The following is a 14,984-nucleotide window of genomic DNA, read 5'->3' as shown; positions in this document are numbered from 1 at the left end:
AACCTATTTTATATGCCTTTTAGGTATATGAATATAATAATTTGTTCGTTCGAATAACGATTCGCTTGATATGTAATGAAGGAGATAAAAAACGTTAAAAAAAAGTGAGTTATGAAATGCCGATTTTAAATTATGATTTAATTGATGCGCTAATCAATATAACACCAGAGTCTACCTTAGCAGACGCAAGGAAAGAACGTTCAAACGCGACAGAAAATACGCAAGCTGCTTTTGAAGCGATTTTTTCCGCACCGTCACCCCAATTAACCGGAGAAATTAAGTTTTTATTTGCGCGAATTATCGCTGAACAGACAGGCAGCCATGTGCTAGCCGATTTTTACAATCAATTATTAGGGCAGCGCTCACCTCACTTGAATACGCCAGCGCTTCAAGCCGCTGAACACTATTTACGCATATTGGTTAGCCAGCCAAAACAAACTCATTACTCCCTCATTCATGCCCTAATTGAACAAGGGTGGCACGAAGCGGATATTATCCTACTTGCGCAATTAATAACTTTTGTCACCTATCAAGCCCGTTTAATTGAAGGGTTAAGATTATTGCAAGGTAACAGTACTATCACCAAATCTGCTGAGCCAGTTACTGCTGGACAATGGAATAGCAACTCACACACTCATCAAGGCCAACCCGCTCCGACCGCCTTCACTCAAGATCAACTTGGATGGGAATCATGGCTACAAGCGAGAGATCCACAGACGCTAGAAGCAGATGAAGCTCAGGTGATGAAAAAATTCGGCCAACTTAATTCTGAATATTTTTTGCTGCTCGCCCATCAAAGTCACATTCTAACACTACGTACGCTTATCGATCGTGGCGTCTTTTATACCCTCGGCGGCTTACCTCGTTGGGAACGTGAATTTGCTGCTGCGGCGGTTAGCAAGGTGAACGGCTGCATCTATTGTGCTTCGGTACATGCTCGTAAAGCCAGCCAATATGCCAAAGAGCGTAAAGCGGATGTTGAGAAGCTTATCGCAACGCCAGTAGGCGCGATTTTAGCTGAGGGTTTTGATGACCGTTTAACGGCGATTACGGATTTCACGACAGCGCTATCAACGACACCAATACGAGCCACGCATCAACAGGTTGAGACACTACGTCAACTAGGGCTAAGTGAGCTAGAGCTACTTGATTTGATCCAATCAACCGCCTTTTTCTCTTGGGCTAATCGACTGATGCTCTCACTCGGTGAACCATTTGAACTTAAACAGGACAAGGAGTGATCTCGTGACACAGCTAAAAGGGTTAAATGCTTTGGAAGAGCAAATCACTCAAGACCTACAAAACCTTAATCTGCCATTAAACCGCTGGTCATTATCGCCAAACCAGTCTGATGACCATCAATTAGATGTTGCAATTATCGGTGCGGGCATGTCAGGGGTTACGGCAGCCTTTGCCCTTAAATTACAAGGGATTGATGCGATAGTTTTTGATCAAGCCCCAGAAGGTCAAGAAGGCCCATGGCAAACGCCGGCCTTGATGGAAACATTGCGTTCACCAAAACAGGTGGTTGGCCCAGCACTCGCGTCACCCTCTTTAACTTTTCAAGCTTGGTTTAAAGCTCAGTTTGGTGACGATGAGTGGGAAGCACTCGATAAAATTCCTCGTTTACAATGGGGGGAATATCTACAATGGTTTAAAACCATGACGTCGCCAGTGGTTTTCAATCAATATCAATTAACTGATATTCAAGTCAACCCACAAGGTTGCCTACTCACATTTGCAACACCTAACGGTAAACAGCAATATCAAGCACAACATGTGATCCTTGCGACAGGTATGGAATCCTTTAGCGAACCTAATATTCCAAGCTTTATGGCGGAGATCCCTTCTGCTTACTGGGAGCACTCTTACGCCGGTAGTGATTACAGCCGGTTTAAAGGGTTAGATATTGCGGTCGTAGGATACAGTGCCGGTGCTATGGATAGCTCGGCAACAGCACTTGAACAGGGTGCGCGCTCTGTTGAATTATTGATCCGAGCGAAAGATATGCCAAGGGTGAATCGCGGAAAAGTCGCAGGCAACCCTGGCTTTACTCAAGCTTATCACCAGCTTACCGATGCACAAAAATGGCATTACAGTGATTATGTTGCTAAAGCAAAAACGCCGGCCCCGCATGGCAGCACGCTGAGAGTCTCTCGGCATGAAAATGCTTATTTTAACTTTAATACACAGGTCAAAAAGATAGACGTCAATGGTAAGAAACTGCATATCGCCACAACCACAGGGGAATATGTGGTCGATTACCTGATCTTAGCGACCGGATATCGCATTAATTGGCAGCGCCACAGTGCATTTAATCACATCGCGCCTTTTATTCGTAAATGGGGTGATGTGTATACCCCTTCTAAAGCTGAACAAAATAGTGAGTTTGCCTCCTATCCCTATTTAGGCCATCACTTTGAATTTCTCCCTAAAACCGATTGTGAGTTACCTAAGCTCAGTAATATTTACTGCTTTAACTTAGCTGCATCCTTAAGTATGGGGCCACTTATTGGTTTGATCCCTAATACCAATACGGGCGCGCAGAAACTGGCTGAACATATCGCTGCTCAGTTGTACCTCGCTCATCATGAGCAACATTTAGAGCAGGTAAAAAATAGCACTGAAGCGGAGCTACTAGGTGATGAATGGCAACCTGCTCTCCCCTATAGCCAGCGAACACCACAAACGAGTAATGTGGAGTGATTGATGATTACATTTAAAAATATTCAGAAGGTCTATGAAAAAGAAGGCCATTCACTCACTGCCTTACAGGATGTGAATTTGCAGATTCATGAAGGTGATATTTTTGGGTTTATTGGCTATAGCGGTGCAGGAAAAAGCTCCTTGATCCGTCTCGTCAACCAACTTGAAAAACCCTCGTCAGGTGAAGTGATCATTAATGGGAAAAATATTGCTCACCATAGTGCAACTGAAATTCGAGCCCATAAAAAAAGCATCGGCATGATCTTCCAGCACTTCAATTTGTTAGAAACGAAGACCGTTGCACAGAATATCGCCATGCCGTTATTGCTATCAGGGGTCGACAAAAAAGAAATTCAGCGACGCGTGGATGATATTTTAGCCTATGTAGAGCTGAGTGATAAAAAACACCAATATCCTGGGCAACTATCAGGCGGACAAAAACAGCGTGTTGGTATTGCTCGAGCATTAATCAATAACCCGAAAATTTTATTGTGTGATGAAGCCACTTCTGCACTTGACCCACAAACGACACAATCTATTTTGTCATTATTAAAAAAAATTAATCGTGAACAAAATATCACCATTTTGTTGGTAACTCATGAAATGGAGGTGATTGAGCAGATATGTAATCGTGTCGCGGTAATGGAGGCGGGTCGAGTTGTCGAAGAAGGCACTGTTTTAGAGATATTCTCAGAGCCACAACATCCGACGACAAAAAAGTTTGTCCGTACCGTACTTAACGAAGAAATCCCTGAACGTGTCTTGCACAATTTAGAGCATCAAAGCAATGTTTACCGCTTAGAGTTTTTAGGTGCTTCCGCACAGCAACCCGTTGTGAATGAACTGATCTTACAGGATAAAGTTAAAATCAATATTTTGTTTGCCAATATGAAAGAGATAAGTGGTGTCGTGTTAGGCAGTATGTTTGTCCAGATCGTCGGCCATGATGAAGATATCGACCAAGGGATCGCATTTTTACGTCAGCGCGGTGTTGCTGTCAATAAGGGGGTACTATGACACAATGGCTTGATACCGCATTAACGAGTAAACAATTTTTACTCGCGATGTCTGAAACCTTCACTATGGTTTCAATTGCACTGGTTATCGGTTCCCTATTGGGGATTTTACTGGGGATTGCACTCGTTGTGACGCGCCCTGATGGGATTTGGGAAAATAAATGGGTTTATCGCATTATTAACCCAATAATCAATACGGTCCGTTCATTGCCTTTTATTATTCTACTCGTTGCAATGATCCCTCTAACACGTTTTATGGTTGGCACCTCTATCGGCACTACAGCTGCCATTGTGCCCTTAGTTATCTATATTGCACCTTATACGGCTCGTTTAATTGAAAACTCATTATTAAGTGTGCATTCGGGGATCATTGAAGCCGCAGATTCAATGGGGGCGACCAATTGGCAAATTGTTTGGCACTTTATCTTACCTGAGGCTAAATCATCGCTAATCTTAAGCTTAACCGCAGCCAGTATCACTTTAGTGGGAGCGACAGCCATGGCTGGAGCGGTCGGTGGTGGCGGTGTCGGTGACCTAGCACTCAACTACGGTTACCAACGTTTCGACAACGTTGCTATGGCAATCACCGTCGTTACATTAGTCATTATTGTTCAAGGAATACAAATGATTGGTGATTATCTTGCTAAGAAAGCAAGATTCCACTAATTCTAGATGACCGATATATCAGATTATATCGGTCAATCTACTCTTTTCCGTCCAATGCATCATTTTATTGATAATCTCCGCATCTTTTTCGCCTGTTTTCCTCTAAATAATTATTTTTCTAATTTATAGCTTATTGATTAGAGTGAAAATTACACAAAACGCCAACCTTTACTAACTTTAAAGTTAAATCCCACAAAAAAATATAAATGAAACCGCTGATTCCACCAAACAATGCGTTCAAAAGCTTATAAAAATAGCATAAGCATGTCATAACAATTTAAAAAAATGCAGTTAATCGTCAATTTATTTGTTGTTATCTGTTGTATAATCATAATGATATGTCAATGGAAATGTTTTTAAGTCGTTTTAAACAAAAACATTATCAATGCCATGTTAATCTGAGTTTTTTCTTCTTATTGCTGATTACTTTATACGCAACACTACTGCATCATCAGCGTTTTATTAACCTCTAACCTAAATCTGATTATGCCAACAATAGAACAACTGATATTACTGACATCCATACTGATTTTACTGGGTATTTTTTCTAGCAAACTTTCTGCTCGGCTAGGCTTGCCTATGCTTGTTATGTTCCTGTTTATAGGAATGTTAGCGGGTGAAGATGGCATAGGCCAAATCGCGTTTAACAACGTGAATGTTTCCTATGCTGTAGGTTCACTCGCATTAGCCTTGATTTTGTTCGACGGTGGCCTACAAACATCAGTTAAATCGATTCGACTTGTTTGGAAGCCTGCATTTACCTTGGCCACCTTTGGGGTGTTAATTACCGCGGGCATCACCGGACTCGCCGCGGCTTATATTCTTGGCATCCCCTTACTTGAAGGGCTGTTGCTTGGCGCCATTGTCGGCTCAACAGATGCGGCGGCGGTATTCTCCCTATTGCGTAACGCGGGTATCTATCTTAATGAACGTTTACAATCAACGTTAGAAATTGAAAGTGCTACCAACGACCCAATGGCAATTTTCTTAACCGTGGGCTTACTGCAACTCCTCATGAATCAAAGCGCTTCTGGTAGCGAATTATTATTACTGTTCGTTAGCCAAATGGGGATCGGTACACTTGTCGGCCTAAGTGTTGGTTGGATTTCAATCAAGATCATTAATAAAATTAAGTTACTGGCAACAGGGTTATACCCAGTATTAGTGGCGGCGTGTGGTCTATTATCATTCGGTCTAGCCAGTAACTTACAAGGTAGTGGCTTTTTATCTATCTTCGTTACAGGCGTTGTGATTGGTAATGCTCGCTTTGTTTTCCAACGTAATACCTTTTTATTCCATGATGGGCTGGCTTGGCTCAGCCAAATCATCATGTTCGTTATGTTAGGCTTGCTAGTTAACCCAAGCTCTTTATTAGAGGTCTGGTTTGAAGGGTTGGTGATCGCACTGGTACTCACCTTTATCGCTCGCCCCATCGCTGTCGTGCCTGTATTAAAATTCTTTAAATTCAGTCGTGAAGAAATTACTCTGGTTTCTTGGGTTGGTCTGCGTGGCTCTGTTCCTATTATCTTAGCGATCTTCCCTTTTATTTATGGTCTACCAGGCGCTAACTTAATTTTTGATGTGGTTTTCTTCGTGGTATTAATCTCAGCGACGTTACAAGGCTCTACCCTACCTTATGTCGCACGCAAACTTAATTTAATGCAGCCACCACCATTACTGCCCGCTGCAACTTTGGACATTACCGCTGTCGATCAAATTGATGCTGACCTAGTAGAGTATACGTTGGGTGAGGACTGTTCTGCTGTCGGCCGCCGTCTATCTCAATTGGCACTACCTGACCAAACTGTCATCGCAATGATCACTCGTGGTAAAAGCGTGCTCCCCCCTCGTGGTTCAACAAGACTAATTGCCGATGACCATTTGTTTGTCGTCTTGAAACCAGAAAATCGTTTATTCCTCGAACGGCTGTTCTCTGAACAAGTCTCTCCTGATTTAACCCCGATAGAATTACCCACTTCTGGGCTCAGTCTAAAGGGCACAACAAGGTTAGATGAGATTTATGAGTCTTATGGCATTTTAATCGATAATGAGAATAACCAGACACTGGATCAATTTATTTATAGCATTTCAGCAAATGAGCCAGTACAAGACACCGTCATTAGCTTAGCGACATTACAGATAAGAATTAGTGAGATGATCGGCTCTCGAATTGTGACGGCAGTATTAGAGCCCCTTCCACAAGAAGATAATTAGTTCAACGGCAAACATCAGTTAATTCGATTTACAATGAAATTAACTGATGTTTATATCTGCCAGCCTCTTTTATTGTCTGGATGTGCGATTTTATCTGGGTGTATTGTTGATAGCTTTATCTTCTTTAGACTATTTGATGAGTTGTTATTTTTACTCATATAATTTTCTAGATTCTTAGCTACAAAAAATAAAAGCCCGTAAACGGGCTTTTATTTCGCAAAGTATAAATAAAGATAGCTACAATAAATTATCAGTATACTCAATAGAGAGAATTCTCAATTGTTATTAGCATATTAATGTTCTTAATTGAAACAATTAAGTTTTAATTGCTTAATTAAGTTCCACTTTGGAACATAATAACTGATGATTAAATGAGTGAATAAATAGAGTCATCAAACCCTTTAGATTCTTTGTCCTCATTAGCATGAGTATCATCTTGCAGGATTTCACTGAAGAATTCGCCCATATTTACATCTAATACTTTTAGTACTCTAACTAGACAATCAATATCTATACGATTTACCCCACGTTCATAACGAAATAGTTGTTGCTCACTGATATCAATCTCTTTAGCTAACTGAAAAACGGTATAGCCTTGAGATTTTCTTAACGATTTAATTTTTTGTCCAACTGCACAAGCGACAGGATATTTTGTATTCATAAACATTCTCGCTTCAACTTATATTATTAATGAAATAAAAAATCAGCAGGTGATTCTCTGTGTTTTTCTATTGTTATCTTTATTTATGATATAGCCATTTGGGTGTATTAACGACGATTCAGCATATATCTTGAGAGGGATGATATACTAGCCATATAATTAGTTTCAACTAATCCAAAAATGACATTGCAAATGTGTAACTAAATATTATCAGAATCACAAAAAGCCCACCACCTAAGTATTATTCTTTAATTTCAATAAGTTAATCTGTTTAACAATTAATAGTTGTTGTTCTATGCAGACATAGTCTAACAGGTAGCGGTAGAATTATAATCTAAATTAACCTCATTTAACCGATAAAAAATCTAAAAATAAAAGAAATAAACAGAATAATTTAATACTGTAACACTATTAATGATTTTTCAAATCAATATTCATTTTATGAATACGCATAATAGGATAATTACAGCAATACTGTAAAACAAAGTAAAAAATGGAAATTTTTCCCATATTATCATTTTGATAACTTAAATATCAATAACTTATAACAATAGTCCTTTTGTTACAATCGGCAGAAAATACTTAATTTTTAAAGCAGCACAAAAAAACAGACTACAGCTATCATAGCTAACATAACAAAACATTAACGTTAAGTATCTTTTTGCTTTGCTATACATGAAGCATATCACAAAAAACAAAAAATTAAATTCCCACAAATAAACAGGTTTTTATCTCGCTACAACACTCTAAAAGTGATATTTTTCTTATAGATTTTTTACATATATTAAACATGGGGAGTTTATGTCTACAAAATTTTTATCGGCAGATTTTTATCATGTTAAGCTCGACTGATACTCCTACAATTTTTTTGTTTTTAGCATCTGATATAGACAAATGAAATCTAATCCTCAACAAAAAGAACATCTACAGCATTATAAGAGTAACAATGTAGATTTTATCTAACCATTATTCTTAGCCCAATAAGAAGACTATTTCTAGCAATAATCATTCGAAATTTATTTCCTTTTTTGATCCTACCTTCCTTATAACTCATATACAGCGTAGATATAGCGACAAATAAACACCATGCAAAGTCATCTTTTAATGACAATCATTTATTGATAAGTTTTTATTGATGATCATTTTTGAACCAAACATTTTTATTAATACATATTTTAGGTGGTTTATTAATTACCTGATTAGTGACTAATAGCAACTTAATGAATATTTTTCGATATTGTAAATATTAAAACTAATTATCATTAATATTTTCATTAAATAAAATAACGGTAAGTGATAATAAAGCAAAGATAATGCGCTCGAGTTAATAAGAGATTATTTTCATCAATTAGCACATTGGGTAATATTTAATATCTAAATTTAGGTTTAGACGTTGCTTTCAGCGAGTTTAATTACTGCGTTCAATTTGCACTCAACGCGTTTACAAGTTTTTTTATTATTATGCCCAGCTAACGGTCAATTAAGACTAAAATGCTGAGATATGCGCATTTAGCTCACTCTACAGTGGGAAATTTAATGGAGCTATCCGAGAAATGAATTTCTGTTATTTTATCCAGCACGCTGCGCACTAGAGCAAAATTGAATAAAAATGAGAGGTTGAAGTGTTATTATCTATGTGAGTGGTTATTTATCAATTTTACAAGCTAGCAAATCAATAAGCTCAGTGTCTTGGCTAAATCTCTGTTTGTTAGCTTCGCAGACATGACAAAAACGCTATCGATAAGCAGGGTTCGATGATCGCAAAGCGGTTACAGTGGGTTTGATTAGAATTTTAATGCGGTTTTTCATTGATACTTAAATAAACATCATGAAAATAAGGTGGTTATTGTTGATTTAGGGGATTGATTAGATGGTGGGTCGTGCAGGATTCGAACCTGCGACCAATTGATTAAAAGTCAACTGCTCTACCGACTGAGCTAACGACCCATCTGGTATGACTGATTTTAATATTAAGATGGTGGGTCGTGCAGGATTCGAACCTGCGACCAATTGATTAAAAGTCAACTGCTCTACCGACTGAGCTAACGACCCATCTATTAATTTTTATAACCAGTATTTATGAAAATGCGAGTAACTAATGAAGTGGTGGGCGATACCGGGCTCGAACCAGTGACCTCCTCCTTGTAAGGGAGATGCTCTACCAACTGAGCTAATCGCCCACTTCATGACAAGTTTCACATATTTGTAAATAAATGGTGGGCGATACCGGGCTCGAACCAGTGACCTCCTCCTTGTAAGGGAGATGCTCTACCAACTGAGCTAATCGCCCATTTATTTACTTCACTTACTTGTTTTATCGTCGACAGTGGTGGGCGATACCGGGCTCGAACCAGTGACCTCCTCCTTGTAAGGGAGATGCTCTACCAACTGAGCTAATCGCCCTGCCGTCGATGGAGGTGCATTATAGGGATCCCTCGTTCTGAGTCAACGGTTTTTGAATAGATTTTTTCTGTTCGTTGTAAAAATAAGCAAGATGTTCCAATATTCACCAGAAAAGAACCTTATTTAACCAATAATTAAGCTTTTGTATCACCCAACCAATACAATATTAGAACAAAAATATTTTTATGCTGAGAAATTGCCTATCCTTTTTCTTTTTTTACGGATTTTATTTGCATCAACATCGATAACTTGATTGAGGTATCACTTTAGAGTGATAGAATAGAACAACATTTTAGACATGCTGACGTGTTTCTCTGGTGACCGATAGCGAGAAGAAATCTTTCGCTCACATATCAATGATAGGCTGTTTATATTTAACGCCTCCCTATTATTTAGAGAACGTTGGCATGTTAGAAACCACGTATCGCAATTAAGGCAATCTCGATGAGTAAAATTAAAACCCGTTTTGCACCTAGTCCAACAGGGTATTTACATGTTGGTGGAGCGCGTACTGCGCTTTATTCCTGGTTATTCAGCCGCCATAATCAAGGCGAATTTGTTCTGCGTATCGAAGATACGGACTTAGAACGCTCAACTCAGGAAGCTATCGATGCCATTATGGATGGTATGAACTGGTTAAATTTGAATTGGGATGAAGGCCCTTATTATCAAACGAAACGCTTTGACCGTTATAACGATGTTATTGACCAAATGCTTGAAGCAGGTACCGCTTATCGTTGCTACTGCTCAAAAGAGCGCTTAGAAGCGCTGCGTGATCAACAGATGGCATCAGGTGAAAAGCCTCGCTATGATGGCTGCTGCCGTGATCATGCCCATAACCATACGCCTGACGAGCCGCATGTTGTTCGTTTCCGTAATCCACAAGAAGGCTCAGTTATTTTTGATGATAAAATCCGTGGCCCGATTGAGTTTAGTAATCAAGAGTTAGATGACCTCATTATTCGCCGTACCGATGGCTCACCAACTTATAACTTCTGTGTGGTTATTGATGACTGGGATATGGAAATTACTCACGTTATCCGCGGTGAAGATCATATCAACAATACCCCACGCCAAATTAATATCTTAAAAGCGCTAGGAGCACCTGTTCCTGAATATGCACACGTTTCAATGATTTTAGGCGATGACGGTAAAAAACTCTCCAAGCGTCACGGTGCTGTAAGCGTTATGCAATATCGCGACGAAGGGTATTTACCAGAAGCACTACTCAACTATTTAGTTCGTTTGGGCTGGTCACATGGCGACCAAGAGATTTTTTCTCGTGAAGAAATGATTGAATACTTTAGCTTAGATGCAATTAGCAAATCAGCGAGCGCATTCAATACCGATAAGTTGCTTTGGTTAAACCACCATTATATTAATCAATTGCCACCAGAAGAAGTTGCCGTTCACCTTGCATGGCATATTGAGCAACAAAACATCAACACTGAAAATGGCCCGCAATTAGCTGAGTTAGTTAAATTGCTCGGTGAACGCTGCAAAACATTGAAAGAGATCGCTGAATCCTGCCGCTACTTCTATGAAGAGTTTGATGAGTTCGATGCAGATGCCGCGAAAAAACACTTGCGCCCTGTTGCACGTCAACCATTAGAAACGGTGAAACAAAAACTGTCAGCAATTACCGATTGGACAGCAGAAAACGTTCATCAAGCTATCGAGCAAACGGCCGCTGAATTAGACGTTGGTATGGGTAAGGTCGGCATGCCATTACGTGTCGCTGTAACTGGTGCGGGTCAATCCCCTGCGTTAGATGTTACCGTTCATGCGATTGGTCAAACACGTGCTATTGCACGCATTGATAAAGCGTTGTCGTTTATCGCCGAACGTGAAGCCTCAGCCCAGTAATTGATTTAATTAAGCCCCTGTGATGGTTAGCATCATAGGGGTTCACACCTTATCAACCTTATAAGTACTCCTCTAATCTCTATACACCCCCTTATTCATTGACGAAATGCTCTATAATTCAGCAATTAAACTTAAAACCACATTATTTGATTGACACCCTGACATTGCTTGAATATTATGCCCTCCGTCCAAAAGATTTTGTTTGGGGCTATAGCTCAGCTGGGAGAGCGCTTGCATGGCATGCAAGAGGTCAGCGGTTCGATCCCGCTTAGCTCCACCATCTAATGTCCCTGTTAGGTGGTATCAAAATCATTTTGTTGGGGCTATAGCTCAGCTGGGAGAGCGCTTGCATGGCATGCAAGAGGTCAGCGGTTCGATCCCGCTTAGCTCCACCACCTTATATCCTGTCAATAGTTAGTCAGCCTATCTCTTTTTTATCCCAATATAATAGATTGGTTCGAGATGTCATCCGGTTTTACTTCAGAAAAATAGCCGCTATTGAGATATAACACTTCCTCATACTATGGCTGTTTTTGATGCACTTCTTGTAAGAAGAAGTGGTTGCGGCTAGCCATGAATATCTATCACCACCGCATCCCTATTGTGCCGTATATCCCCCATCGACGGGTATAAATGCCCCTGTAATAAAACTGCTATCATCAGAAAGTAAAAATGCGACTGTTTTTGCGATCTCTTCACGCGTTGCCATGCGCCCCATTGGGTGAGTCGATGCCATCCATTCTTGAGTTTCTGTTGGTAAATTCATTATATTTGGCGTTGCGACATAACCAGGACCGATAGCATTAATCCTCACCCCTTTTTGAGCATACTCTAGTGCCGTTGCACGAGTTAGACCTAAAACAGCATGTTTTGCCGCTGTATAAGGTGAAATACCCGCAATACCAGTCACGCCATTACATGCAGATAAGTTCACGACGGCTCCGCCTCCTGCCCTGACGATTGCAGGTAATCCGTATTTTAATCCATAAAAAGTTCCACTCACATCAGTTGCGATAACGGCATCCCAATCCGCTAGTGGATAATCCTCAATAGTAACGCCATGAGGTCCTGTGATCCCTGCATTATTAACCAAATAGTGTAACGCCCCACACTGCTGCTCAATTTGTGTAATTGCTGCTTTAAATTGCTCGTGACTTGTCACATCCATCACTAAAGGAATAACACGTTCGCCACTTTGGTCTATCTTATTGGCTGCTGTTTGTAATGATATTTCGTTGCGTCCTGTTATAAACACCGTCGCACCACATTGGTATAAATGTAGTGCAATTTCTTCACCAACTCCTGTTGATGCGCCTGTCACTAAAGCGACTTTCTCTTGTAAATTTTGCATACTCCCTCTCAACATGATTAACTAAAGTTAATTAACCACACTGTATATGATTAACTTTAGTTAATCAATAGTCGATTTTATCGGATTGATAAGGCTATACTGTGTCAATAATCACTAACATGATGAAATAACATGGCAAATCAACTCGAAGATGCACTATCACTTTTGCAATGTACCTTGGTTGCGAGGCGTTTAAGCTTTACACCTGAACAGGTCACTTGGGGGCAATATGATGTATTAGAAATACTTCGGCTCAAAGGGGATCAAACACCAGGGCAATTAAGCCAACTGTTAGGCATATCTCGGCAGAATTTATCCAAGTTTCTTCGAGCACTAAAAGCACTTGGGTTCGTGAGCCAATACCAATCTGAACAAGATAAGCGAGAATTAATCACTCACTTAACCGATGAAGGTCGGGATTTTTTACAACGTGCAGCAACAGGCCGAAAAGAAAATGCCGCTAAAGTCAGTAGTGCTTTAACAGCGAATGAACAAGCTTTGTTTATCCAGCTTTCACAGAAAGTCACTGCGGCTTTAGGCCATGACTGACCCAATACAACTAAACTCGTTTTAAAGGCTTTACAAGGCCATCTAGCCCCTCTATTTTTAAGCCTAATGCCATTTCCATCAGTTGCCCTAATCGCCCCTGTGGAAATGCCCCTTTTTTGTAAAACCATAGCAGGTATTCTTCAGGAAGATCGATCAATACACGACCTTGATATTTTCCAAATGGCATCCGCGTGTTTGCCATATCAATGAGATCTTGTTTTTCCATTTTTTCCTCCTAAAAGCAAAAACGGCATTCATAATGAACGCCGTTTTACACTTTACCACGCTTTTATGTTTTACAGAATTAAGCCAACAACAGCCGCTGATAGGAAGCTAACTAATGTTGAACCAAACAGCAGTTTCAAGCCAAAACGTGCAACCGTGTTACCCTGTTTCTCATTTAAGCCTTTGATTGCCCCTGCCACAATACCGATTGAGGAGAAGTTAGCAAAAGAGACTAAAAATACCGATAAAATACCGACTGAACGTGTTGATAACGTTGCTGCAACCTCTTTTAGGTCGCCCATTGCGACGAACTCGTTAGTGACCATTTTTACCGCCATGATCCCACCGACTTGCAATGCTTCTTCAGCAGGGATACCTAATATCCAAGCAAATGGGTAGAACACGTAGCCCAGCATGGTTTGGAACTTGATATCAAAAATCGCCATACAGATACCATTTACCATGGCAATCAAAGCGATAAAACCGATTAACATGGCTGATACGATAATCGCAACTTTAAAGCCGGCAAGGATATATTCACCCAACATTTCAAAGAAGCTTTGACCTTCATGAATATTGGTCATCTGTAACTCTTCTTCGGCTTCAGGTGGGTATGGGTTGATTAAGGAAAGGATCACGAAAGTACCAAACATGTTAAGTACCAATGCTGCAACCACAAAGCGCGGTTCTAGCATGGACATATATGCACCAACTATCGACATAGAAACCGTCGACATTGCCGTTGCAGCCATGGTGTACATTCTACGTTCAGACATTTTGCCTAGCTGATCTTTATAGGCAATAAAGTTTTCAGATTGGCCTAATAGCAGTGAACTAACCGCGTTAAAAGACTCTAGCTTGCCCATACCATTGACTTTAGATAGAACCGTACCGATCACACGGATCACAAGAGGCAGCACCTTAATATGCTGTAAGATACCGATCAGTGCGGAAATAAAGATGATTGGGCAGAGGACTTGCAAGAAGAAAAACGCTAGATTGCCTTCGATCATGCCACCAAAAACGAACTTGGTCCCTTCGGCTGCATAACCTAATAAATGGGTGAAAACACTTGCAACGCCTAGTACGAATGAAGAACCGACATTAGAATTCAAGAAGAAGTATGCTAATGCGATTTGAATAACCAGTAGTTGAAAAACATAGCGTAGTCGTATCGCCTTACGGTTACTACTGGCTAAGACTGCAAGAGCGCCAATTACAACAAGGGATAGAACAAAATGCAGGATCGAGGTCATATGCGACTCCATACAAATTTAATAAAGCGGTTTATGTATCTATTCTATGTAATAGCCGACATTTAAATGAG

The 14,984-nt window shown here is 40.2% G+C and carries 11 protein-coding genes and 7 tRNA genes; 9 read left to right on the top strand and 9 right to left on the bottom strand.

The genetic code is table 11. The annotated features are described in order from the left end of the window. Window positions 1-116 precede the first annotated feature (116 nt). The 5 genes from PR709_RS00230 to PR709_RS00210 all read left to right on the top strand — a co-directional run bounded on the left by PR709_RS00230 (window position 117) and on the right by PR709_RS00210 (window position 6,602). Window positions 117-1,241, top strand: coding sequence for a CMD domain-containing protein (locus PR709_RS00230; protein WP_004921279.1), 1,125 nt, complete (start codon window positions 117-119; stop codon window positions 1,239-1,241). Window positions 1,242-1,245: 4 nt separating this feature from the next. Next, complete coding sequence (locus tag PR709_RS00225; protein ID WP_004921281.1) at window positions 1,246-2,706, top strand: NAD(P)-binding domain-containing protein; 1,461 nt, start codon at window positions 1,246-1,248, stop codon at window positions 2,704-2,706. Window positions 2,707-2,709: 3 nt separating this feature from the next. Beyond that, window positions 2,710-3,723 (top strand): methionine ABC transporter ATP-binding protein, encoded by a 1,014-nt coding sequence (locus tag PR709_RS00220; RefSeq protein ID WP_004921283.1) that lies wholly within the window; start codon window positions 2,710-2,712, stop codon window positions 3,721-3,723. Next, complete coding sequence (locus tag PR709_RS00215) at window positions 3,720-4,388, top strand: methionine ABC transporter permease (RefSeq protein WP_004921285.1); 669 nt, start codon at window positions 3,720-3,722, stop codon at window positions 4,386-4,388. Before PR709_RS00220 ends, PR709_RS00215 begins: the two co-directional genes overlap by 4 nt. 486 nt (window positions 4,389-4,874) lie before the next feature. Beyond that, window positions 4,875-6,602: a potassium/proton antiporter gene (locus PR709_RS00210; protein ID WP_004921290.1), complete on the top strand. Its 1,728-nt coding sequence runs from the start codon at window positions 4,875-4,877 to the stop codon at window positions 6,600-6,602. A gap of 367 nt (window positions 6,603-6,969) precedes the next feature. Here PR709_RS00210 and PR709_RS00205 read toward each other — a convergent pair whose 3' ends face one another. From PR709_RS00205 to PR709_RS00180, 6 genes are all read right to left on the bottom strand, one after another. Then, window positions 6,970-7,263, bottom strand: coding sequence for a helix-turn-helix domain-containing protein (locus PR709_RS00205; protein WP_014656306.1), 294 nt, complete (start codon window positions 7,261-7,263; stop codon window positions 6,970-6,972). Between the two features lie 1,871 nt (window positions 7,264-9,134). After that, window positions 9,135-9,210, bottom strand: a tRNA-Lys gene (locus tag PR709_RS00200). A 29-nt stretch (window positions 9,211-9,239) separates the two neighbouring features. Then, window positions 9,240-9,315 (bottom strand) — tRNA-Lys (locus PR709_RS00195). Window positions 9,316-9,367: 52 nt separating this feature from the next. Then, window positions 9,368-9,443: transfer RNA gene (locus tag PR709_RS00190), tRNA-Val, on the bottom strand. Between the two features lie 34 nt (window positions 9,444-9,477). Then, window positions 9,478-9,553 (bottom strand) — tRNA-Val (locus tag PR709_RS00185). Between the two features lie 37 nt (window positions 9,554-9,590). Continuing rightward, window positions 9,591-9,666: transfer RNA gene (locus PR709_RS00180), tRNA-Val, on the bottom strand. A 444-nt stretch (window positions 9,667-10,110) separates the two neighbouring features. On the opposite strand from PR709_RS00180, the gene gltX reads away from it, so the two are divergent. From gltX to PR709_RS00165, 3 genes are all read left to right on the top strand, one after another. Beyond that, a complete protein-coding gene (gene gltX, locus PR709_RS00175) occupies window positions 10,111-11,532 on the top strand; it encodes a glutamate--tRNA ligase (protein WP_004921297.1) in 1,422 nt (473 codons plus the stop codon). Between the two features lie 204 nt (window positions 11,533-11,736). Further along, a tRNA-Ala gene (locus PR709_RS00170) sits at window positions 11,737-11,812 on the top strand. A 39-nt stretch (window positions 11,813-11,851) separates the two neighbouring features. Further along, a tRNA-Ala gene (locus PR709_RS00165) sits at window positions 11,852-11,927 on the top strand. A 203-nt stretch (window positions 11,928-12,130) separates the two neighbouring features. Here the strand turns inward: PR709_RS00165 and PR709_RS00160 are convergent. Continuing rightward, window positions 12,131-12,883 (bottom strand): SDR family NAD(P)-dependent oxidoreductase, encoded by a 753-nt coding sequence (locus PR709_RS00160; protein ID WP_014656307.1) that lies wholly within the window; start codon window positions 12,881-12,883, stop codon window positions 12,131-12,133. A gap of 132 nt (window positions 12,884-13,015) precedes the next feature. Between PR709_RS00160 and PR709_RS00155 the strand changes: the two genes are divergently transcribed. Then, complete coding sequence (locus tag PR709_RS00155; protein ID WP_004921302.1) at window positions 13,016-13,432, top strand: MarR family winged helix-turn-helix transcriptional regulator; 417 nt, start codon at window positions 13,016-13,018, stop codon at window positions 13,430-13,432. A 10-nt stretch (window positions 13,433-13,442) separates the two neighbouring features. Here PR709_RS00155 and PR709_RS00150 read toward each other — a convergent pair whose 3' ends face one another. After that, window positions 13,443-13,658: a DUF3820 family protein gene (locus PR709_RS00150; RefSeq protein WP_004921304.1), complete on the bottom strand. Its 216-nt coding sequence runs from the start codon at window positions 13,656-13,658 to the stop codon at window positions 13,443-13,445. A gap of 70 nt (window positions 13,659-13,728) precedes the next feature. Beyond that, the gene (locus tag PR709_RS00145) at window positions 13,729-14,913 is read right to left on the bottom strand and encodes a NupC/NupG family nucleoside CNT transporter (RefSeq protein ID WP_014656308.1); all 1,185 of its coding nucleotides are present in this window, start codon (window positions 14,911-14,913) and stop codon (window positions 13,729-13,731) included. Window positions 14,914-14,984 lie beyond the last annotated feature (71 nt).

The organism is Providencia sp. PROV267, from assembly GCF_028477825.1.
GTDB lineage: Bacteria > Pseudomonadota > Gammaproteobacteria > Enterobacterales > Enterobacteriaceae > Providencia > Providencia stuartii.
This window is presented reverse-complemented; position numbering and strand designations above follow the sequence as displayed.

Coding starts and splice junctions, on each gene's coding strand:
- PR709_RS00155 (WP_004921302.1), top strand. CDS start 13,016: ATGGCAAATCAACTCGAAGATGCACTATCACTTTTGCAATGTACCTTG.
- PR709_RS00215 (WP_004921285.1), top strand. CDS start 3,720: ATGACACAATGGCTTGATACCGCATTAACGAGTAAACAATTTTTACTC.
- PR709_RS00205 (WP_014656306.1), bottom strand. CDS start 7,263: ATGAATACAAAATATCCTGTCGCTTGTGCAGTTGGACAAAAAATTAAA.
- PR709_RS00210 (WP_004921290.1), top strand. CDS start 4,875: ATGCCAACAATAGAACAACTGATATTACTGACATCCATACTGATTTTA.
- PR709_RS00220 (WP_004921283.1), top strand. CDS start 2,710: ATGATTACATTTAAAAATATTCAGAAGGTCTATGAAAAAGAAGGCCAT.
- PR709_RS00230 (WP_004921279.1), top strand. CDS start 117: ATGCCGATTTTAAATTATGATTTAATTGATGCGCTAATCAATATAACA.
- PR709_RS00160 (WP_014656307.1), bottom strand. CDS start 12,883: ATGCAAAATTTACAAGAGAAAGTCGCTTTAGTGACAGGCGCATCAACA.
- gltX (WP_004921297.1), top strand. CDS start 10,111: ATGAGTAAAATTAAAACCCGTTTTGCACCTAGTCCAACAGGGTATTTA.
- PR709_RS00145 (WP_014656308.1), bottom strand. CDS start 14,913: ATGACCTCGATCCTGCATTTTGTTCTATCCCTTGTTGTAATTGGCGCT.
- PR709_RS00150 (WP_004921304.1), bottom strand. CDS start 13,658: ATGGAAAAACAAGATCTCATTGATATGGCAAACACGCGGATGCCATTT.